The sequence below is a fragment of the Streptomyces sp. NPDC018947 genome (assembly GCF_044390505.1).
Classification (GTDB): domain Bacteria; phylum Actinomycetota; class Actinomycetes; order Streptomycetales; family Streptomycetaceae; genus Streptomyces.
Genome location: NZ_JBIRZD010000002.1, coordinates 130,717 through 151,097 on the forward strand (window position 1 = coordinate 130,717; position 20,381 = coordinate 151,097).

A 20,381-nucleotide genomic window follows, 5' to 3' on the forward strand; every position below is an offset into this window, starting at 1 on the left:
TGAGTCGCACCGCGGGCGTTGTGCTCACGAGTCCTTCTTCCCGATCGACACGCGCGGGTCGAGCAGTGTGTAGACGACGTCGATGAGGGTGTTCAGCACGATGAACGCGGCGACGTACATCAGGCAGATCGCCTGTACGACGGGGAAGTCCTTCTGCTGCACCGCGTTCACGAGGAACTGACCGAGCCCGCCGAGCTGGAAGACCTGTTCCACGACGACGCTTCCCGCGATCAGACCCGCGATCGTGAGACCCGCGACGGTGAGCACCGGCATCGCGGCGTTGCGCATCACATGTCGGCGTACGACGACCCCGCGGGGCAGTCCGCGGCTGATCGCCGTCTGCACGTGATCGGCCGCCAGCTCCTGCCGGATCGCGGTCTGGGTGAGTCGTGCGACGAACGCGACCGACGCGAGGGCGAGTGCGAGCGACGGCAGAACCAGGTGGTAGACCTCGTCCAGGCCACCGCGGCCGGCCCCGAACACCGGGAACCACTCCAGGTTCACGGCGAACACGATGATCAGCACGACCGCACCGACGAAGGTCGGCACCGCCATGAGGACCGTGGCCCCGGCCATGGCGGAGCGCGACAGCCGGCCGGGCCTGAGGCCGGCGAGCGTGCCGACGGCCAGCCCGAGCACGAGGACGATCGCCGCGGCCATGAGCACGAGGAGCGTGGTCACGGCGGCGCGGCTGCCGACCAGCGACGACACCGGTTGGTTGTAGATGATCGAGGTGCCGAAGTCGCCCCGCACCACGCCCCCGAGCCATCTCAGGTACTGCTGCCACAGGGAGTCGTCCAGGTGGTACTCGGCCGTGATGGCGGCGATGGCGTCGGGGCTCATGGTGCGACCGTGCGTGAGGTAGGTGAGCGGGCTCCCCGGAGCGGCGTAGAGCGCTCCGAAGACGACCAGGCTCGCGAGGGACAAGGTCACCGCCAGCCCCGCGACGCGGGCGGCGATGAACCGCAGCACCGTCCCGGAAGGCCGTCGTCCCGCCTTCACCCGGCTCGCCGCCGCGGGTGCCGGCACGGTCGCGTGGCTCATCGGTTCACCCCCGGCTGTGCCTGATGGACCACGCGGCCGCCCACGACGGTCCGCAGCACGCGCGTGTCGAGCAGTTCCTCGAGCGGCCGGGCGAAGATGTCCCGGTCGAGAACGATGAAGTCGGCGTACAACCCCTCGGCGAGGCGGCCGTGGAGGTGCTCGGAGCGGCTCGCCCAGGCGGCGTCGCGGGTGGCGTGCACGATGGCGTCCGCCAGCGGCAGGGCGTAGTGCGCGATGTTGGCAGGCAGCGACGGATCCAGTGCCGATCGCCGTGTCGCCGCGATGAACATGTTGGGCAGCGGGGCGTGCGGCGACGTCGGAGAGTCGGTGCCGAGCACCAGCGTGGCTCCGGCCCCGGTCATCTCGGGCCACGGGAAGCCGCGGTCGGCCCGCTCGTCGCCGAGGACGCGTCGCCAGTTCTCCTGGATGGCCGGATCGGCGTGCACGGGCTGCATGCTCGCCGTGATGCCGAGTGCTGCCAGTCGGTCGATGTCGGCGGGGTCGACCACTTCGAGGTGTTCGATGCGGTGGCGGCGCTCCTTGGGGCCGTTGAGAGCGACGGCCTGCTCGACGGCGCCGATCGCGACCCGGATCGCCTCGTCGCCGATGGCGTGCATGGCGACCTGCAGGCCGGCCGCGTCCGCGGCGGCCACCACCGGCACGAGTTCGGCGAGACTCCAGATCGGGTCGGCGTTCGTACCGTTCGCATAGGGCTTTCCGAGCGACGCGGTGCACCCGTCGACGGTTCCGTCGACCATGACCTTGATGCCGGTCACGCGCAGGTACGGGGTCGACCGGTGGGCGGCGAGGGCGACGGCGCGCTCGACCTGGGCCAGGTTCGCCCCCTCGTCGCCCGTGGGCCGGACGCGCCAGAACGCGGCGATGCGCGTGGTCAGGGTGCCCCTCGCGTCGGCACGGCGCATCGCCTCGTAGTCGCCTTCGCCCAGCGCCATCTCGGTCGAACCCACGATCCCGGACTCGGCGTACGCCGCCAGCGCGACCGCCAGTGCCTCGTCACGGTCGGAGTCGGCGACGAAGCTGTCGAGCACCGGCCATACGAGCTGATGCATCGCGGTCTCGTCGACCAGGCCGGTGGCCGCCCCCCGCCCGTCCCGGTGGATCGTTCCTCCCGGTGGTGACGCCGTGGTGTCGTCGATGCCGGCTTCGGCGAGAGCGGCCGAGTTCAGCCAGATCGAGTGGAAGTCGTAGGCCTGCGCGTAGACGGGCCGGTCGGCGACGACGGCGTCCAGCATGCCCCGATCGGGCAGGCCGCGCGGGATGTCACCGTGCTTCCACCCGGTGGCGAGCACGCGAGGTGCGCCGGGGTTCTCCCGCGCCCACGTCCGGATGCGCCGCTGGATCTCCCCCACCGAGCCGGCGCCCCAGAGATCGACCTGGGCCGCCGCCTCGCCGGTACCGATCACGTGGGCGTGGCCGTCGACGAAGCCGGGCAGGACGGTCGCGCCGTCGAGGTCGTGGATCACGGCATCCGGTCCGGCCACCCGTGCCGCGGTGGCCTCGTCGCCGACGTAGGCGAGCCGGTCGCCGACCACCACGAGCGACTCGGCCCAGGTGCGTTGATGGGAGGTGAAGACGCGGGCGTTGCGGTAGAGATGTGCGGGCATGGTCGTGTCCTTGTCCATCGGGTTGCTCAGAACCGGTCGAGGCCCTCGCGGGCCGCGGCGTCGGGGCTGCCTGCCCCGTACTCGAGGGCGAAGCCGGGAAGGTCGAGGGATGCGGTGAGCAACGTGCTCCACCGCTCGTGCTCCGGTCGGGAATCGTCGGCACGGACGCACACCACGGCGGTGGCGCCGTCGCCGCCGCAGAAGGCGGCCGCGCGCTCCGGGGCGCACCGGCCGGTCATGCCGCCGCGCACAGCCCGGGTGTGCCGGTGCCGCTCGACCGACATCAATTCCGGGGTGCTGGTGTCACCGCCGGCGAGGCCGGCGTCGAGGAAGTGGTTCGTGTGGACGAGCCAGCCGTCGGTGCCGGGGGGCACCACGGCGAACCCGGAGGGCGACATCTCGATGGACGCCGCCGCGGCGCGGCCGTCGCGGTAGGTCGCGACGGTCAGCACGGTGGAGGCGCTCACGCTCGCGGAGGCGACGATGTCGCGGGCCTCCGCCACCGTGGTCGCCTCCTCGAGGACACGACGCGCGACAGCGTGGACGGGCACGCCGCCGGTGGCGTCGTCGGAACGGTGGTGAAGGATGTTGAAATGCAGGCCGAGGCCGGCGTCGTTCACCCCGATCTTCGCGGCCGTGCCGAACTCGGTGAAGAGCTTCACCCGGCGCTGTGCCCCGGTCACGATCGACAGCAGAAGACCGTCCGGCGTGAGCGAGTCGTGCCAGTCCCACGTCTGGATCGTCTCGGGCGGGCCACCGCAGGGCGGTGCGTACACGGCTGTCGTGCACTCGCCCTTCCCGGGCGCGGCGGCGAGTACTTCGGTCCGGGCGCCGACCGCCGCCACCTGCCAGGGTTCGATTCCTGACGCCTCGGCCATGGCGTCGGACTCCTCGGCGAGACCCGGGTACCAGTCGCGCAGGGCGTCGCGGCTGTGGGCGACGATGTCGCGGACCGTCGTTTCCGAGATGCCCAGAACCTTGAAATGCGCCACGTAGCGGGCGCTGACGTCGCGCACCTGGTCCGCGAATCGTGCGCCGATCTCGCGCCCGCGGTCGCGGTGGCCGGTGGTGGTCGTACGCAGGGTGTGCAGCTTCATGGTGGTGCTGTCCGACCTTTGTCTGTGAGGCCCGTCACGGTGAGGGGCGGGCGACACGCTAGGTAGGTAAAACGTTTAATACAATGGTGTCGACAGCGTCACTCTCCGTGCTCCCCGCCGCCCGGGCCGCCGCAGGTCGACGCGGTGCGACCGCGTGAGGGTGACAGCGCAACGGCGGAGGTACGAACCAAGGAGGTCTTCCGTGGCCCGCTCGAACGGCGTCACCATTCGCGATGTCGCCCAGCGCGCGGGCGTCTCGGTGGCGGCGGTGTCGATGGCGCTCAACGACACCGGGACGCTGAGCGCGGCGACGCGGCTGCGGGTGAGAGCCATCGCCGAGGAGATGGAGTACGAGGCCGACGCCCTCGCCCGCGGCCTGCGGCGTTCGTCCGTAGGGGCGATCGGTCTCGTCATGCGGTCGTTGGACGCGCTGGGCGAGTACGCGCCGCGGGGTGTCGACGTGTTCAGCCGTTACATCGGTGCCGTTTCGGCGCAGGCGATGGACCGCGGGCTGAGTGTGATGCTGGTGCCCGACCCCACGAGGCGGCCGACGCCGCCCCTGGCGTTGTCGCTGGACGGGTACATCGTGACGATGCCGCACGTGGACGACCCGGTGATCGCTCTCCTCGAACGGCGCGGGATCCCGTACGTGACGCTGGGACGGGATCCCAGCCGGCCGGATTTCACCGACTGGGCCACCGAGGACGACAGCTTGAGCTTCCGGCGCGTCTACGAACACTTCGCCGCATCCGGAGCCCGGTCGATCGTGCTGCTGCGCGGAACCGACCCCAACGCGTGGAACATCGACAGCGAGGCGATGTACCGCGCCTGGTGCGAGAAGGCCGGGATCGTGCCCCGCGTCCACGCGTCGGCCGAGCGCGCCGGTGAGCACGGCGGCGAGGAGATCGCGCGCGCGATCGTGGAGGAGGGGATTCCCGACGCGATCCTGTGCCACACCGGTCGTCAGGCAGCCGGAGTGCTCGCGGGCCTCACGTCCTGCGGTGTCGCCGTGCCCGACCGGACGATGCTTGCCGCGGCCTCCGACTCCGAGCACACCAGGCACAGCCGGCCGGCCATCTCGGCAGTCGAACTCAACGTCGCGGAGACGACGTTGGCCCTGCTCGACCTCCTCCAGGCGCGCATCGCGGGCGAGCCGAGCGCGGGACCGGTCCTGACGACGGCCCGGTTCCGGGTCCGGGCGTCGTCGCGACGCACGGACACGCACGCCTGATCCTCGCTGAGCCGGGACCGGGGTGGCCGTGGACGGGCCGGTTCGGCACAGGCGGCTTCGCCGGAGCGAAGTGCGGGTGGAACCGCCGGTGCAGGTACGCCCTGGCCGCAGGAGGGGTGGGGGTGTCCGGTTCCCGGGCACCGGAGCAGTAGTCACTGCGGAGGAACGCCCAGCCCGGGCCGACCGGCGAGAATCGGCATCGGTGCGCAAGAGCAGCACCAGGACCGAGGCCCTATCACCCGTGGCTGCGGCTGATGTCCTCGTCGACGTCCGTGTTCCGCGGCACTCTCCACCCGTCGCCCGGGACCGAGCCGTCCACCCTGCGTTCCTCGCCCTCCTCCGCTCGCGTCAGATGCGCAGGGCCGTCGCGTAGGGCCAGCCGTGCGGGAGCGCGGTCTCGGGTTCGCCGGCCGGGCCGGCCGTGGTCTCGACCCAGGCGTGGTGGACGCGCGGCGGTGGGAGGAAGCGCACGCCGAGGCACCAAGAGAGCCGGTAGCCCTGGGCGGTGGCCGCCAGGGTCGCGGCGAGCGAGGTCTCCAGGCAGGCGGCGCGCCCGGGCCACCAGGCACCGGCCGAGCGAGCCGCCTGCACGATGCGCGCGGCCCGGGCCGGCGTGGGTTCCCTCAGGGGCAGTCGGTGGAGCAGGCGCACGAGGGCGGTGGTGCGGCGCAGCGGAAGCCTGAGCAGGAGGACGGCGGCGGCGAAGCCGAGGGTCCCGCTGAGTCGCTGGGTGACGGAGGGCCGCGGGCCGGCCGGTGGAGCGACGGGCAGGGTCATCGTCGGGTCCTTCCGGTCGCTCTCCCCGTGAGTCTCGCGGTGATTCTTCCGGCGAGTCTCGTCGTGAGGCCTCCGGTGGGCCTGCCGGTGGGTCCGGGACCCGGCCGGCCGGGGTGCGGGGAGCCGTCGGACCTCGGGATCAGGAGACCTGCGGCCCGCAGGTCGTGGAACAGGGCCAGGAAGGCCCGCGCGGACCGTGCGGGGTCACCCGGTACGGCGGCTTCGGCCGCTGCCTCCTCCGGGTCGGCCCCCGCGAGGATCGCCTTGAGCAGTCGGCCTCCGGGTCGGGACAGGTGGTACCAGCGTCCGGAGCGCTCGTCGAGCAGAGCGGCGCCCGAGGTGTCGTGGTGGACGACGTGCACGGTATGCGGCAAGACCCACGGCACGGGATCAGGTCTCCTTCCACCAGGACGAGCGGTTCCGGGTTTCCAACTGGCGCAGCCACACCTCGATCGCGACGATGTTGTGCACCGAGCCGAGCGGCAGAGGAAGCCCGGGCGCCGCCCGCCGTAGTACGGCGGCGACGGGCTCCGGGTCGAGGAGCCCGAGACGGGCGAGGCGGGAGCCGGGTCCCAGTAACTCGGTGAGTTCGGTGGCGTGTTCCGCCAGGCCCGCGTAGACCGGACCGGCGAAGGTGCCCTTTGTGCGGCGGGCCAGGATCCGGTCGTCGACGATGCCGTCCATGGCCCGGGTCAGCAGCGGCTTGTACTCCCCGGGGACATGCCGTTCCCCGGGCGGCACGCCGAAACAGGCCGCGACCACCTGGTCGTCCAGGTACGGGGCCCAGATGGGCATGCCGAGGCTCGCCGCCAGGTGCGCGTACTGGGCGACGTCGTCGCCGACCCCGGCCAGGCCGTTCGCGTCGCGCCAGCGGGCGAGGCTCGTCGGCTGTTCGCGGGCCCCGCAGGTCTCGCTGAGGTGGGCGGCCAGGAGGTCACGGGCCGGACGGGGCATCCAGTCGGCGATCGTCGGGTCCGGCAGCCAGGCGGCGTCCGCTCCCCGGGCCCGCCCCGTCCGGCTGCCCATGGCGGCCGCCGTGATCTCGGGGACCGCGGGTCCGCGCAGCCGGGCTGCGAGGCGCTCCGCCTCAGCCGCCAAGGGCAGCGCGGCCTTGGACCGGGCCGCGCGCCACAGGTGCCAGGCGGACGTGTGGGTGAGGCGGGCCGCCGCCCTGGCCGTGGCGACGGCCCGCATGTGGCGTCCGGCGCGCAGGGCGTCGGTCAGGACACCGGAAGCGGTGAGTACGGTGTCTCCGCCGGTGCCCACGAAGTGGCCTCGTGAGCCGTGTGCGGCCATCGCGCCCAGCACTTTCGTCTTCATCGCCCACAGCACGACGGTAGGACTCGGGGCGTCCGGGAAGGGGACGGCGAGGTGCTCCGAGGTCAGGCCGGTGTAGTGGAGCGTGGAGCGGTCGCCCGTCACCACGTGGTGGACGATCCCCGGCATTCCGGCAGCGGCGGCCGTCGCGTACGGCAGGTCGTCGTTGAGCAGCCACTCGTCGGTGTAGGTGACGGCGTGGATCTTTCCCGCCCGCGTGGCGAGGTGGGTGAGGGCCGTGGAGTCGAGCCCGCCGGACAGGTCGGCGGAACGGATCGGGGTGACGCGCACCCGGCGGGCGACCGCCTCGGTCAGCCGCGCGCGCAGAAGTTCGGCTCCTTCGGCCGGGGAGAGGGGCTCCGCGCCCCCGAGGGCGGGGCTGGTGCGTGTCCGGGCCAGTCGCGCCGATCCCGGTCCGCAGACCAGGGCCATCCCGGGCGGCACTCGGGCGACCTGCGGGAACAGGCTGCTGTGCGGGTCGAGCACGACGCCGGGCAGGGCGGTGCGGGCCGCCAGTGCGCAAAGGTCGGGGACCAAAGGGCCGGAGAGTGCCGCCAGCGGCGCGGCCGCGTTCGACCACCAGGTTCCGCCGTCGGGGTCCCTGCGGTAGAAGACCGGCCAGACGCCGGCGCGGTCGCCGACGACCACCGTACGGTCAGCGGCCTCGGCCACCAGCAGGCAGGAGCCGGGCCGCTCGGGCAGCCGGTCCAGGTGCCCGGCCCGTATGGCGTCGAGGGTGGCGGCCAGTTCGGCACGGGTGGGCGGGCAGTCGCCGACGGCCGCGATCCGGGACCGTCCGGGGCCGTGGACTTCCGCGGTGCGCACGACGACCGGCCCGACCGTCCACGCTGTGGCGAAGCCGGGGATCTCAGCTCCGCCGAGGGGCGCCGTGACCGGCGTCCCGCTGGTGTCCGGCCCTGTCCGGAACCCGGCCGCCCAGCGCATCAGTCGTCGGTCGGTGTCCAGTGCTGCGTGTCGTCGGCGTGCCCGAACGGCCAGTTCCCCAGGGTGACGTCACGCACCGACCCGGCGTCGACGAGGAGCAGTCCGGGACCGCGCTCGTCCGCCGCGGTGGCGGGGGTCTGCTCGTCGGTGGGGTCGCGGTGCTGGTGTACGGAGTTCATCCTTCTCGCTCCCGTCGGACCTCATGGACGGTAATGGGCTGTCAGTGAACCCTTGGCAAGGCCTTGTCCGGAGTGGTCAGCATGACCGGCCCGCACCGGCGATGTCCATCCCGGCGGGGTGAGGAATCAGCCCGTCCTCCCCCGTACCGCATCAAGTTGGCCGGATCAGGCATCCGGCACACCGCGGGCTGCGGTTCGTGCGCAGGCCGGCCCGGAGGCCCGCATCGACCCCGCGGGGAAGGTCATCGGCCGTCCGCCCGGCCGCGTGAGGGGTGGCGGGGAGCCGTCGTGCTCCCCGCCACCCCTCGCTCACGGGCGGTCCCAGGTCCGCGGTCGCGGGCCTGCCGCTGGTTCAGGTGGCGCTGGAGGCTTCCAGGGAGGTGCCCCGCGTCTCCGGCGCCATCGCCATCGACACCACCGTGCCCACCGCCGACACGCCGCCGGCCAGGAGCAGCGTCGCCCCCACGCCCCAGTGCTCCAGGGCCAGCGGGGTCAGGAACGTACCGATGGCGGCGGCGATGCGGCTGAAGCCGGTGCCGACACCGACCGCGGTGGCCCTGATCTCCGTCGGGAACAGCTCGTTCGGGTAGATCCACTGGAGCAGTGTGGGGCCGCCGACGGCGATCGCGTACACGGCGAACAGCAGGCCCGCCCACATCGCCGGCAGCCCGGGGAGGACACCGAGGACGAGGAGCGGGACCGTCGAGGCGACGAAGGTCCAGATGAGGACGGGACGGCGTCCCGCGCGGTTCAGCAGGGGCAGGAAGACCAGGCAGCCGACCAGGAAGACGAGGCTGATGGCGACCGAGCCGAGGGTGCCGTCTCCGTCGCCGGACAAGCCCATGGCGGTGAGCAGTTGGGGGCCGAAGGCGTAGATGGCGTAGATCGGCATCACGGAGCAGGCCCAGAAGACCGAGACGAAGGCGGTGCGCTTGCCGTAGGTGCCGCGGAAGACGGTCGAGAAGCGGGCGGGCTGGGTCGGTGTGCCCAGGTCCGCGACGCCCGCACCGGGGCCGAACACCTTGCGCATGACGGCTTCCGCCTCCTCGACCCTGCCCTGCGAGAGCAGCCAGCGGGGCGATTCGGGGGTGCCGAAGCGGAGCGCGACGAGGATCGCGGCGGGCAGGGCGGGGCAGGCGAGCAGCCAGCGCCAGCCGTCGGGGCCGAGGCGCAGCAGCAGGTCGCCGACGAGGTAGGCGGCCGCGCTGCCGACGGACCACATCACGGTGAGCAGGCCGAGCATGGCGCCGCGATGCTTGCGCGGTGCGAACTCGGCGAGCAGGGAGGTGGCGATCGGGTAGTCGGCGCCGACGGCGATGCCGATCAGGAAGCGCAGCACGAGAAGCTGCTCCGGGCCGGTCACGAAGGCCTGGGCGACGGAGAACACGACGATCGCCGCCAGGTCGATCGTGTACATGATGTGGCGGCCGAAGCGGTCGGTGACGTACCCGAAGACGGTCCCGCCGATGAGCAGACCGCACAGCGCGGCCGCCGCGAGCAGGCCTTCCCAGAGCCCGCTGAGGTGCCAGCGCGGGCCGATCTGGGTGAGCGCGACACCGATCACGCCGAGGATGAGCCCGTCGAGGAAGGGCCCGCCGGCCGAATAGACGGTCAGCCTGCGGTGGAACGAGGTGAGTGCGCTGTCCTCCAGCAGGGCACGGCCACTGCTCTGGGACTCGTCTGCGGCGGATGGAGCGGGAACCGGCGGCATGAGCCACCTCCGTGACGGGGGACGAGAAGACGGGCGGAGTCATGCGGGGAGACGCGGCTGGATGTCATCCGTCGAGCGGCGTCGATGACGGCGACGGGGGCCAGCGGTGGCGGTCAAGTTAGAAATGATTGAACGATCCTGTCAAGGGTCGAACAATCCTCGGCCGGCCCATTGGGGCGAAGTTCCCTGCACGTGCCGAGTTTTCGCAGCCCCAGCGACACACATTCGGCCGACGCGACTATGGATTGATGAACAATCCTGCGGTACTGTCCCCGGCATGTCCGAAGAACACAGCACCACCGGGACCGCCGAACCCGGCGACGTCGCCGCCGCGACGGTCGCCGACCGGCTCCGCGAGCGGATCAGCCGGGGCGAGCTGCCGCCGGGCCTGCCGCTGCGGGACGCGGCACTCGCCACCGAACTGGGCGTATCGCGCAATACCCTCCGTGAGGCCGTCAGGCTCCTGGTGCACGAGGGCCTGGCGGTCCACCGCCTCTACAAGGGAGCCGCCGTCAAGCAGCTCGACGTGGCCGACGTGCACGACATCTACGCCGCCCGCCGTTGCTTCGAGCTGCGTGCGGTCGAGGAGAGCGTGTACGCGTCCGAGGAGGCGCTGGCCGCGCTCGAGGAGCGGGTCTCGGCTCAGGAGGCGGCGGCACGGGCGGGGCGCTGGAACGAGGTCAGCACCTGGTCGCTGGACTTCCACCGCAGCGTCGTACGGCTGCTCGGCAGCCGGCGGCTCGACCGGTTCTTCGACACGATCGTCGCGCAGCTCCGCCTGGCCTTCGCCGAGGTGCCGCGCGAACCCGAGTTCCAGACGCAGTGGGTGCCGCGCGACCGCGAGGTGTGCGACCTGCTGCGCACCGGACGACGCGCCGAGGCCTCACAGGCGCTGCGCGGCTACCTCGACGACTCGGAACGCGAGGTCGTCGACATGGTGCGCGCTGCCGCGGCGCGCCGCGAGGCCTGACCCTCCGGACCGGCGTCGCGGCGTCGGCCCGGAACGACACCGCCGCACAGTGCCCGGACCACCGGACTCACGAGCCGCGGCCCCGCACCCAGCGGCCGCTCACGGCGCACCCGCCACGCACACCGGTCACCGGCCCACCAGCCGCCGGGAGCCGCCACCCCCGCACGGGGCCCTCGGCCGGAACCGCCGGGGGCCGGGTTCCGGTACGCGAGGCGGGCCGGACCGCATCCCTGCCCCACATCACCACCTGTCCCAGAGCTCCAGGAGAAGAGGTACACGCCATGGCCACCACGGAAGCCGCCTACCAGGCGACGAAGGGCGGTCCGCTCGACGTCGACCGCGCGTTCTACGACCGGGTCTCGAAGACCGAGGAGGGCCGCGAGCTCGTCGACAGCTTCGTCATACCGATCCGCTCGGGCCGCGCCTGGGAGGTCCCGGCCGGACACCTGTGCCGGCTGGTCACCGTCGACGGTCCCCAGGTCGGCGACCTGAACGTCTGGAACCGCAACGACCCCCGCGAACGGATGTGGGCGGCCCGCACCCGTCAGCTCCAGCGCGCCCACATCAGCACCTACGACCGGATCTGGTCCAACCTCCCCTTCCTGCGCCCGCTGCTGACCGTCACCGACGACACGCTCGCGGGCTACGGCCGTGACGCCGAGGGCGGGCGCGTCCACGACCTGCTGGGCACCCGCTGCGACCCGTACGTGAACCGCATGCTGACGGGCGAGGACTTCGACTTCCACTGCCACTCGAACCTGGTGCGCTCCGTACTCCCCTACGGACTCACGGAGTTCGACGTGCACGACGTGCTGAACGTCTTCCAGTGCACCGGGCTCAACGAGGACGACCAGTACTTCATGAAGGACTGCCCGGCCCGGCCCGGCGACCACTTCGAGTTCTTCGCGGAACTGGATCTGCTGTGCGCGCTGTCCACCTGCCCCGGCGGTGACCTGTCCGTCCCGATGTGGGGCCCGGACGCCCACGATCCGGTCGAGGTGTGCCACCCGATCGGCGTCGAGGTCTACAAGGTCGACCCCGAGCTGCTGGCGGGCTGGTCCTCGCCGCAGGTGGCCGAGTACCGCAACCTGCACGGCATGACCCGTCCCGAGTGGCAGAGCTGAGACCGAGGAGTATCCGTGATCGACCTCAACAGTGACCTCGGCGAGGGCTTCGGGCAGTGGCGGCTCGGTGACGACGACGCCCTGCTGTCCCTCGTCACCAGCGCCAACGTGGCGTGCGGCTTCCACGCGGGCGACCCGACCGTGATGCGCGGGGTCTGCGAGCGCGCCGCCGAGCGCGGCGTCGCCATCGGCGCCCAGGTGGGCTACCGGGACCTGGCCGGCTTCGGGCGTCGCTTCATCGACGTCGACCCCGCCGAGCTGGTCAACGACGTCGTCTACCAGATCGCCGCCCTCGACGGCTTCGCACGCCTCGCCGGTACGCGCGTCGCGTACGTCAAGCCGCACGGCGCGCTCTACAACGCGATCGTCCACCACGAGGCACAGGCCGCGGCGGTGGCGGAGGCGGTACGCCGCTACGACCCCGGGCTTCCGGTGCTCGGCCTGCCCGGCAGCGTCTGGCTGCGCACCGCGCGGGCGGCGGGGCTCACCCCGGTCCACGAGGCCTTCGCCGACCGTGCGTACACCTCCGAGGGAACCCTGGTCTCGCGCCGTGAGCCCGGCGCGGTGCTGCACGACCCGGAAGTGATCGTGCGGCGCTGTCTGCGGATGGTGACCGAGGGCGTGGTCGAGGCCGTGGACGGCAGCGACGTGGCGCTGTCCGTGCGGTCGTTGTGCGTGCACGGCGACACGGCGGGCGCGGTCGCCATCGCACGCCGGCTGCGTGAGGAACTGGAGCGGGCCGGGCTCACCCCGACGCCGTTCGCAGCCCCCGAGCCCCTGCCGACACCGGCGTGAGCGTCGTGATCCGCCGGGTCGGCAGCCAAGCGCTGCTGGCCGAGGCCGACGGCCTGGAACAGGTGCTGGCGCTGCGCAGTGCGCTGGACGCGGACCGCCCGCGCGGGGTGCGCGAGCTGATCGCGGCCGCCCGCACCCTGCTCGTCACCTACGACCCGGCGGTCACGGCGCACCCGGCCGTGGCCGCGGCCGTGACCGACCGTGCGGCGGCCCTCGGCCCGGCGCACGAGGATCCCGCCGGTGCCGGCAGGCCCGACGGCGAAGGGGTCGTCACGCTCGCCGTCCGCTACGACGGCGAGGATCTGTCCGACGTGGCCGAGCTGACGGGGCTGGGCGTGGGCGAGGTGATCGCCCGGCACACCGGCCCCCTCTACACGGTGGCGTTCGCGGGCTTCGCGCCGGGCTTCGGCTATCTGACGGGCACCGACCCGGTACTGCGGCTGCCGCGCCGCTCCGAACCGCGTACCGCGGTACCGGCGGGCTCGGTCGCCGTCGCCGGCGGCTTCACGGGCGTCTACCCGCGCTCCTCGCCGGGGGGCTGGCAACTGCTGGGCACCACGGACGCCGTGCTGTGGGACGAGCGACGCGATCCACCGGCGCTGCTGGTCCCGGGCAGCCGCGTCCGTTTCGTTCCCGAGGAGGCACGGCGATGACACCACAGGTGACGGCGACGGCCGCCGACGCACCGACGACGAGCGCCGCGGCGACGGGCTCCCGCCTGGAGATCCTGGAGCCCGGGCCGCTCGCCACGGTCCAGGACCTGGGCCGGCCCGGCTGGGCCCATCTCGGGGTCTCCGGCTCCGGCGCCGCCGACAAGGACTCGCTGGCCCTCGCCAACAGGCTCGTCGGCAACCCCGCGCATGCGGCCGGGATCGAGGCCACCTTCGGCGGGCTGCGGGTGCGCGTGCACTGCCGCACACCCTCGGGGACGCCCTCGGTGACCTACGCCGTCCTGACGGGGGCACCGTGCCCGGCCGCCGTGGACGGCCGGTACGTCGGAATCAACGCGCCGTTCCCGCTGTGCGACGGACAGGTGCTGCGACTGGGCGTGCCGGCTTCGGGGCTGAGGACGTATCTCGCCGTGCGCGGCGGGCTCGACGCGCCACAGGTCCTCGGCTCACGGTCCACCGACCTCCTGTCCGGCATCGGCCCGCAGCCGTTGCGCGGTGGCGACCGTCTGCCGGTCGGCCGTCCCGTGCTCCCCTTCCCGGCCGTCGACCTGGCGCCGCGCACGGCACCGCCCCGCGAGTTCACGCTGCGCGTGATACGCGGGCCGCGCGACGACTGGTTCGACGAAGCCTCGTACACGACGCTGCTCGACGCCCGGTGGGAAGCGACCAGCCGCAGCAACCGGATCGGCATCCGGCTCGACGGGCCGGCCCTGACCCGGGTCCGCGACACGGAACTCCCGGCCGAGGGCATGGTGGCCGGCGCACTTCAGGTCCCCCCGAACGGCAAGCCGGTGCTGTTCCTCACCGACCACCCCGTGACCGGCGGCTACCCCGTCATCGCGGTGGTCGACGCCGCCGACCTGCCGCTGGCCGGACAGATCCCCCCGGGCGCAGCCGTCCGCTTCCGCGCCGTCCGCTGACCCCGGCCATGTCGTGCCGGCGAGCCCGGAAGCGGGAACGCGTTGCCCGGGCTCACGCGATGGGACGTCAGGTGCCGTGACGCTCTCGCGGTCAGGCACGCAGAAAGAACCATGAGCGTCATGGAACTGATCAACCCGGCCGGCAAGCGGTGCCCGGGTACGAGTCGTCCGGCTGCTGGGCCCCGTCGGTCGTTGCCGCTGCCCGACGACCGCGGACGCCCCGGAGGCGTTGCGGGGACGGCCGGCCGAGCGCGAGGACGTGGCTGAGTGTTCCGCGTCTCCCTCCGTGCCTGGGTGGTCCTCGCCGTGCCCGTCGTGGGCGTGTTGGTACTGACGTATTCGGCTACGACGTCGGAGCCGCGCGCGTCCGCAGAACGGCACGCCCTCCCCGAGTCGCTGCCGGACCGTCCCCTCCCCGCGGGCGGCACGGCCCAATTGTCGAAGTGCGGGGTGGACGACTGGCCGCGGCCGGCACCCCGGGGGAAAGGAGAGCGGAGCAACGACCCGCAGTTGGTGCTCACCGGTTGGGACGCCCACGATCCGGGGCCGAAGTCGCCCGGCGAACCCCGCTTCACCGTCCACGCGGCCGTCCGAACGAGCGACCGTCCCCTGGTGCTGGACGCTCCGCTGGGCGGAGGCAGGGTCACGGTCGATCTCTACGGACCGCACGGTGAGGGCCGCCGCGCCTCCGCCCGTGGGCTCACGGCAACGGTCGTGGACAGCGGTTACACGGGCAAGCCCGTCGACGTCCCGGCGTCGGGGAGCTTCCGCGTGGACCCGGGCGAGGAGTTGCTGCTGGACGTGGATCTGCCTGCCGGGGCCGTGTGTCCCGGCCACGACCTGAACGACATCATCAAGTGCTCCCCCGAGTACACCAACGATGCCGCGGACTGCCCGGTGCTGACTCTCACGCTCACCGACCCGGCGATCCGTGCCTACCGCGCCGGGACGACAGGCGCCGGCGCCGCATCCGTCAGCGACCGGCTCGTCGCCGTTTCCCTGGAACCGGACACCTCCCAGGTGTGAGCGGCGCGGACGGACACCTGCTCCTGGCATTGCCCTAGCCACCCGTTCGTGGCCGTCCCGGACGCACCGGGGACGGCCACGACGCGGCCGCCGCGCGGCGCCTCCAACTCGACGGCACCGACGCACGTCAGCCCCGCTCGCGCGGCGAGCGCGACAGTGCGGCTCACCGGTCGCCGTTGAGCTGGTCGCGGAGCTCGTCGCCGCAGTCCTCCGCACCGGCCCGCCTGCGCGTGAGGGCCGGCACGCCGTCGTCCATGCCTTCCTTCCCGGCCTCGGCCAACTGCGTCTCGACGTCAGCGATGTACTCGGCACACTCGGCGCCGACGGGATCCTCGGGCCGCGGGTCGGGTGCCGAGGAGGCGTCCAGTGCGGCGGTGGCGACGATACCGGCCGCGCACAGCACCGCCCACGCGGCAACCCACGTGCGGCGGCTCATCCGTAAGGGCTTGGGCATCCGTGCATCCTACGAGCGCCGCAGCGAACGGACGCGGAGTGCCTTCGGTCCCGCAACAGACATCCCCCAGCGGCCGAGAACGCCGCCTCCCCCACCGTGACCGCGTGCCACGGCCTCGGATACGCTGTCCCGCTTCCCCTGACTGGAGGTCGCCCGATTGTTCCCCGCACGGGTAGTCGCCGGTGCCCCGTTGGCTCTGGTGATCCTCGCCCTGTCCGGCTGCTCCTCCCACTGGGGCTGCACCGACACGACCGCGGAACGCGGTGAGGCCGGTGTCGGAGTGCGGATCGAGGACGCGTCCGGGCGGCCTCTCGGTGTCACCGCCGAGGTCGTCGACTGGCGCCTGGAGCCTCACCCGCAGGTGCCCTCCGAAGGGGACCAGGTCCACTTCCGCTTCCGCTTCGACGGCGCCGACGAGACGTCCGGCCCCGCCGTGGACGCCTGCGCGGTCGACAAGGAGCGTGTGGCGTTGGGGTGCCGGACGGTCTACTCGTACCAGGCCTTCGGGCCGAACGGTGACCTCACGGGCGACGACTGGCTCGCCGTCGAGCACCCCGACCGGGTTGCCGGAGTGCTGTTGATCCCCAATGACCAGTCCTACGTCGGACGAACCTGCGAGCAGGACATCAAGGACGGTGGCGGACCGCATCCCCCGCAACCAGCCGGCCCGGGCGACCGGTTGTGAGCGGTCGTTCCGGGCCCGCACGAGCGGGTGACGGCCGACGCCGAGCGCGCCGATCCGACGGGCCGCGAGAGGAACCGCGCGTCGGCACGTCCGGAGCGGAGCCAGGCCGGTTACGCGCCCGCGCGGCGCCGGCGCCTACTGTCCCGGCGACCGGCCGCTGTCAGCCGTACGGCCAATTCCGGTCACGGCGCTCGCCAGATGTTGTCGAAGGCCGCCTCCTCGATCTGCCGCTGCTGCCGTACGCCGGCGAGTTCGGTCACCGCGTCGTTGACGGCGGCCAGTACGGTCACGAGTGCGTCGGCGTCGAAGCCTTCGAACGCGCCGGCCGGCTCCTCGTGGATCCCCACGGCGGCGGCGAGGCCGGTCAGGGCAGGCTCGCGGGACGTCCAGCGCTCGGGCGTGCGGCGAACGGCCGGCGAGCCGGTCGGCGCGGTCCGGCCGGACCTGCGACGGAACCAGCCGTGCCGTTGCCGGGCGGGCTGTTCCTCCGGCTCCAGCCTGGCGCGGTATGCCTTGGACAGGCCGCTGCCCCGGCGCCACAGCCAGTCCTCGACGGACTCGTACGGCGTCTCCCGGCGAAGCGAGGACTGGGCCAGGTCCAGCAGGCGGTCGTCCATGGCCCGCTGCGTGCCGGGCACGATGCGGTCGCCGTCCAGGGTGACGGCTCCCGCGTCGACGAGGTCGACGAGTTCCGCTCCCGCGAGGGCCAGCGAGAGGTCGCCCTCCTCCACGGGCCGGTCGGACGCGGTTTCCAGGATGACGATCAGCAGGTCCATGGGTGTGGTCATGTCGGGCTCCCTGTCAGAGTCACTGGTGGCGACACGCGCCGCTCGGGTCCGGGACCGGGCGCTGTCGGCCGGGGCGGGCGACACCGCCGTGGTCAGCCTGCCCGGGAGGGCCGGGTGACGTCGGCGTCCTGTGTGGCCGCCCAGGTCGCGAGGAGGCGCAGTCCCTCTTCGGAGGACGAGCCGGGTTCGGCGGTGTGGATGGTCAGGGTGAGGCCGGGTTCCGCCGCCGTCTCCAGTCCTTCGTAGGCGAGGGTGAGGTCACCGACGGCGTGGTGGTGGAAGCGTTTGGTGCCGGTGCCGTGGTGGCGGACGTCGTGGGCGCCCCAGCGGGTGCGGAAGTCGTCGCTGCGGGTGGAGAGTTCGCCGACGAGGTCGTGGAGGCCCTTGTCGTACGGGTTGCGGCCGGCTTCGGTGCGCAGGATGGCGACGGCGACGTCGGCGGCCTGCTCCCAGTCGGGGTAGAAACGGCGGGAGGCGGGGTCGAGGAAGTTGAAGCGGGCGAGGTTCGCCTGGTTCCCGGGTGTGGCGTAGACGTCGCTGTAGAAGGCGCGGGCGAGCCGGTTGGCGGCGACGACGTCCATGCGGCCGTTGCGGACGAAAGCGGGCCCGGCGGTGACGGCGTCCAGGGTCCACTGCAGGCTGCGGTGCGGCTTCCACTGGTCCCTGGTGCGCCGGCGGCGGGGCCGGACGAAGGCGTCGGACCCGTCGGCGGCCTGGGCCAGGTGCAGCAGGTGGGCGCGTTCGGCGTCGTCGAGCCGGAGGGCTCGGGCGAGCGCTTCCAGTACCGCCGGGGAGACGCCGGCGAGGTTGGCGCGTTCGAGTTTCGCGTAGTACTCGACGCTCATGTCGGCGAGAGCCGCGACCTCGCTGCGGCGCAGCCCCGGCACGCGGCGCCTGGAGCTGGACGGCAGTCCCGCTCGCTCGGGGGTGATCTTCGCACGCCGCGAGGTGAGGAACTCGCGGACCTCTTCACGGTTGTCCACTCCTCGACAGTACGTCGCGCGGCCGGGCGGAGGGATGTACTGCCGGTACACCCCTCGTCAGTGACTCGCTGGACGCGCGGACAGGGGGTTACCTGGAGGCCGTGGTGCTTCTCCTCACGGCCTCCAGCGGTGACGGAGGGGCCCGCTCCCGGCTCGGGTGCTCCGGCACCGGTGCCCCGGGACGGCACCAGCTCATCGGCGCCGCCGGCTCAGCGCGCCGGCCGCCGCCACGGCAACGCAAAGGAATCTCTCATGCGCGGCGCAGTGATCCACGCCCCCCGCGACATCCGCTTCGAGACCCTGGACGACCCGAAGATCCTCGCTCCCACCGACGCGGTCATCCGCACGGCCGTGACCTGTGTCTGTGGCTCGGACCTGTGGCCGTATCGCGGGCTGGAGGCGACCGAGACGGCCCATCCGATGGGCCACGAGTACGTCGGATTCGTGGAGGAGGTCGGATCCGAGGTCACCGCGGTCAGGCCGGGCCAGTTCGTCGTCGGCTCGTTCGCGACCTCGGACAACGTCTGCGCGAACTGCCGCAACGGCTTCCAGTCGAACTGCCTGAACCGCGAGTTCATGAGCACGTGCCAGGCCGACTACGTGCGCATCCCGAACGCACAGGGCACCCTGGTCGCCACCCAGCAGGTACCCGGCGAGGAGTTCTGGCCGGGCCTGCTGGCGGTGTCCGACGTGATGGGCACCGGCTGGTGGGCGGCGGAGGCCGCCGAGGTGAAGCCCGGTTCGACCGCCGTGGTCGTCGGCGACGGCGCGGTCGGCCTGTGCGCGGTGATCGCGGCGAAGGAGAGGGGCGCGGAGCGGATCATCGCCATGTCCCGGCACGAGCCGCGGCAGAAGCTCGCCGTCGAGTTCGGCGCCACCGACATCGTCACCGAGCGCGGCGTGGAGGGCGTGGCCCGGATCAAGGAGCTGACCGGCGGGATCGGCGCGGACAGTGTGCTGGAGTGCGTCGGCACCGCGCAGGCGATGCGGCAGGCACTCCACTCGGCTCGGCCGGGCGGCAACGTGGGCTTCGTCGGCGTCCCGCACGAGGTCTCCGTGGACGGACAGGAGCTGTTCTTCTCGCACGTCGGGCTGCGCGGCGGTCCGGCGCCCGTGCGCCGCTACCTGCCCGACCTGATCGACCGCGTCCTGTCCGGTGCCATCGACCCGGGCAGGGTCTTCGACCTCACCCTGCCGCTGGACCAGGTCGCCGAGGGCTACAGGGCGATGGACGAACGGCGCGCCATCAAGACCCTCCTCACACCCTGACCCCCGCCGCGCACGGCCCCGCACCGACATCGGCACTACGCCGAGCCCATGCCCGGGTGACGCGACGGTTCACGCCATGCCCCGCAGGCGCCGACGGATCGCGCCGCGCGCCGCCCGGGCAGTAGCTCTGCTGCCGGCCCTGGCGGCCTGCTCCGACGCCTCCGCCGCGACCGCCTCGCCGTCCGCGCGGCACGAGACACCGGCGGCCTCCCCCGGCCCGTCCCGCACCGAGGAGAACCACCATGGAACACATCACCAAAAGCTCCACGCTGAAGGCCCCGGCCGAACGCTTCGCCGGGGACGTCCACCTCAACATGATCGAGGCCCCCACCGCCCCCGCCCGCCTCGCCGCCGCCCTCGTACGCTTCACCCCCGGCGCCCGGACCAATTGGCACTCCCACGCCAACGGCCAGACCCTCTACGTCACCGACGGCGTCGGCCTCGTCGGCACCCGCGACGGCAGCGTCGTCCGCGTCCACGCCGGCCAGACGGTGAAGTGCCCGGCCGGCGAGGAGCACTGGCACGGAGCCACCGACACCACGTTCATGGCGCACATCGCCATGGTCGTCGGCGACGCGGACGGAGACGGCACCACATGGCTGGAGCCCGTCACCGCCGACCAGTACGCCCACGCCCTGGACACCGGCGACTGACGCACCGCACCGCACCCACGGTCAGGCGGTTCCTCACGCTCCGGGCCGCGCACGCACAACTCACCGTCAAAGACACTGGCCTGACACTGGGGCAGGCACGTGTCCAGGGGGTGGCGC

The 20,381-nt window shown here is 72.7% G+C and carries 21 protein-coding genes; 10 read left to right on the plus strand and 11 right to left on the minus strand.

Annotated features, from left to right (window positions below):
* Positions 1–24 precede the first annotated feature (24 nt).
* From ACH499_RS05280 to ACH499_RS05290, 3 genes are read right to left on the minus strand one after another with little or no spacing between them, the layout of a single operon-like run.
* A complete protein-coding gene (locus tag ACH499_RS05280; RefSeq protein WP_399013907.1) occupies positions 25–1,044 on the minus strand; it encodes an ABC transporter permease in 1,020 nt (339 codons plus the stop codon).
* On the minus strand, positions 1,041–2,669 hold the full coding sequence (locus tag ACH499_RS05285) for an amidohydrolase (RefSeq protein ID WP_356198372.1): 1,629 nt from the start codon (positions 2,667–2,669) through the stop codon (positions 1,041–1,043). The genes ACH499_RS05280 and ACH499_RS05285 overlap by 4 nt, the downstream gene beginning before the upstream one ends.
* Before the next feature lie 26 nt (positions 2,670–2,695).
* Positions 2,696–3,766 carry a C45 family autoproteolytic acyltransferase/hydolase gene (locus tag ACH499_RS05290; protein WP_399013908.1) on the minus strand — a complete coding sequence of 357 codons (1,071 nt, stop codon included), beginning with the start codon at positions 3,764–3,766 and terminating at the stop codon, positions 2,696–2,698.
* Positions 3,767–3,968: 202 nt separating this feature from the next.
* Here ACH499_RS05290 and ACH499_RS05295 point away from each other — a divergent pair, with 202 nt between their 5' ends.
* Entirely contained in the window at positions 3,969–4,997 is a 1,029-nt protein-coding gene (locus ACH499_RS05295; RefSeq protein ID WP_399013909.1) for a LacI family DNA-binding transcriptional regulator, read from the plus strand.
* 348 nt (positions 4,998–5,345) lie between these two features.
* Here ACH499_RS05295 and ACH499_RS05300 read toward each other — a convergent pair whose 3' ends face one another.
* The 5 genes from ACH499_RS05300 to ACH499_RS05320 all read right to left on the minus strand — a co-directional run bounded on the left by ACH499_RS05300 (position 5,346) and on the right by ACH499_RS05320 (position 9,926).
* Positions 5,346–5,774, minus strand: a complete 429-nt coding sequence (locus ACH499_RS05300) for a lasso peptide biosynthesis B2 protein (RefSeq protein WP_399013910.1) — start codon at positions 5,772–5,774, stop codon at positions 5,346–5,348.
* Entirely contained in the window at positions 5,771–6,160 is a 390-nt protein-coding gene (locus tag ACH499_RS05305; RefSeq protein ID WP_399013911.1) for a hypothetical protein, read from the minus strand. The genes ACH499_RS05300 and ACH499_RS05305 overlap by 4 nt, the downstream gene beginning before the upstream one ends.
* A 4-nt stretch (positions 6,161–6,164) precedes the next feature.
* The gene (locus ACH499_RS05310; RefSeq protein ID WP_399013912.1) at positions 6,165–8,036 is read right to left on the minus strand and encodes an asparagine synthase-related protein; all 1,872 of its coding nucleotides are present in this window, start codon (positions 8,034–8,036) and stop codon (positions 6,165–6,167) included.
* The gene (locus ACH499_RS05315) at positions 8,036–8,215 is read right to left on the minus strand and encodes a lasso RiPP family leader peptide-containing protein (protein ID WP_399013913.1); all 180 of its coding nucleotides are present in this window, start codon (positions 8,213–8,215) and stop codon (positions 8,036–8,038) included. The genes ACH499_RS05310 and ACH499_RS05315 overlap by 1 nt, the downstream gene beginning before the upstream one ends.
* Before the next feature lie 352 nt (positions 8,216–8,567).
* Positions 8,568–9,926 (minus strand): MFS transporter, encoded by a 1,359-nt coding sequence (locus ACH499_RS05320; protein ID WP_399013915.1) that lies wholly within the window; start codon positions 9,924–9,926, stop codon positions 8,568–8,570.
* 277 nt (positions 9,927–10,203) lie between these two features.
* Here ACH499_RS05320 and ACH499_RS05325 point away from each other — a divergent pair, with 277 nt between their 5' ends.
* From ACH499_RS05325 to ACH499_RS05350, 6 genes are all read left to right on the plus strand, one after another.
* On the plus strand, positions 10,204–10,896 hold the full coding sequence (locus ACH499_RS05325; RefSeq protein ID WP_356198386.1) for a GntR family transcriptional regulator: 693 nt from the start codon (positions 10,204–10,206) through the stop codon (positions 10,894–10,896).
* Positions 10,897–11,177: 281 nt separating this feature from the next.
* Positions 11,178–12,020, plus strand: a complete 843-nt coding sequence (locus ACH499_RS05330) for an urea carboxylase-associated family protein (RefSeq protein ID WP_399013917.1) — start codon at positions 11,178–11,180, stop codon at positions 12,018–12,020.
* Positions 12,021–12,035: 15 nt separating this feature from the next.
* Positions 12,036–12,815: a LamB/YcsF family protein gene (locus ACH499_RS05335; protein WP_399013918.1), complete on the plus strand. Its 780-nt coding sequence runs from the start codon at positions 12,036–12,038 to the stop codon at positions 12,813–12,815.
* Positions 12,812–13,468 carry an allophanate hydrolase subunit 1 gene (locus tag ACH499_RS05340; RefSeq protein WP_399013919.1) on the plus strand — a complete coding sequence of 219 codons (657 nt, stop codon included), beginning with the start codon at positions 12,812–12,814 and terminating at the stop codon, positions 13,466–13,468. The genes ACH499_RS05335 and ACH499_RS05340 overlap by 4 nt, the downstream gene beginning before the upstream one ends.
* Positions 13,465–14,406 carry a biotin-dependent carboxyltransferase family protein gene (locus ACH499_RS05345; protein ID WP_399013920.1) on the plus strand — a complete coding sequence of 314 codons (942 nt, stop codon included), beginning with the start codon at positions 13,465–13,467 and terminating at the stop codon, positions 14,404–14,406. The genes ACH499_RS05340 and ACH499_RS05345 overlap by 4 nt, the downstream gene beginning before the upstream one ends.
* A 267-nt stretch (positions 14,407–14,673) precedes the next feature.
* Positions 14,674–15,432 carry a hypothetical protein gene (locus tag ACH499_RS05350; RefSeq protein WP_399013921.1) on the plus strand — a complete coding sequence of 253 codons (759 nt, stop codon included), beginning with the start codon at positions 14,674–14,676 and terminating at the stop codon, positions 15,430–15,432.
* A gap of 163 nt (positions 15,433–15,595) precedes the next feature.
* Here ACH499_RS05350 and ACH499_RS05355 read toward each other — a convergent pair whose 3' ends face one another.
* Positions 15,596–15,886 carry a hypothetical protein gene (locus ACH499_RS05355; RefSeq protein ID WP_399013922.1) on the minus strand — a complete coding sequence of 97 codons (291 nt, stop codon included), beginning with the start codon at positions 15,884–15,886 and terminating at the stop codon, positions 15,596–15,598.
* 157 nt (positions 15,887–16,043) lie between these two features.
* Here ACH499_RS05355 and ACH499_RS05360 point away from each other — a divergent pair, with 157 nt between their 5' ends.
* Positions 16,044–16,571: a hypothetical protein gene (locus ACH499_RS05360; RefSeq protein WP_399013923.1), complete on the plus strand. Its 528-nt coding sequence runs from the start codon at positions 16,044–16,046 to the stop codon at positions 16,569–16,571.
* Positions 16,572–16,753: 182 nt separating this feature from the next.
* Here ACH499_RS05360 and ACH499_RS05365 read toward each other — a convergent pair whose 3' ends face one another.
* The gene (locus ACH499_RS05365; RefSeq protein ID WP_399013924.1) at positions 16,754–17,359 is read right to left on the minus strand and encodes a GPP34 family phosphoprotein; all 606 of its coding nucleotides are present in this window, start codon (positions 17,357–17,359) and stop codon (positions 16,754–16,756) included.
* 92 nt (positions 17,360–17,451) lie between these two features.
* Positions 17,452–18,342, minus strand: coding sequence for a helix-turn-helix transcriptional regulator (locus ACH499_RS05370; RefSeq protein ID WP_399013925.1), 891 nt, complete (start codon positions 18,340–18,342; stop codon positions 17,452–17,454).
* Positions 18,343–18,594: 252 nt separating this feature from the next.
* Between ACH499_RS05370 and ACH499_RS05375 the strand changes: the two genes are divergently transcribed.
* Both ACH499_RS05375 and ACH499_RS05380 read left to right on the plus strand, forming a co-directional pair.
* A complete protein-coding gene (locus tag ACH499_RS05375) occupies positions 18,595–19,611 on the plus strand; it encodes a zinc-dependent alcohol dehydrogenase family protein (RefSeq protein WP_399013926.1) in 1,017 nt (338 codons plus the stop codon).
* A 242-nt stretch (positions 19,612–19,853) separates the two neighbouring features.
* Positions 19,854–20,264 (plus strand): cupin domain-containing protein, encoded by a 411-nt coding sequence (locus tag ACH499_RS05380; protein ID WP_399013927.1) that lies wholly within the window; start codon positions 19,854–19,856, stop codon positions 20,262–20,264.
* Positions 20,265–20,381 lie beyond the last annotated feature (117 nt).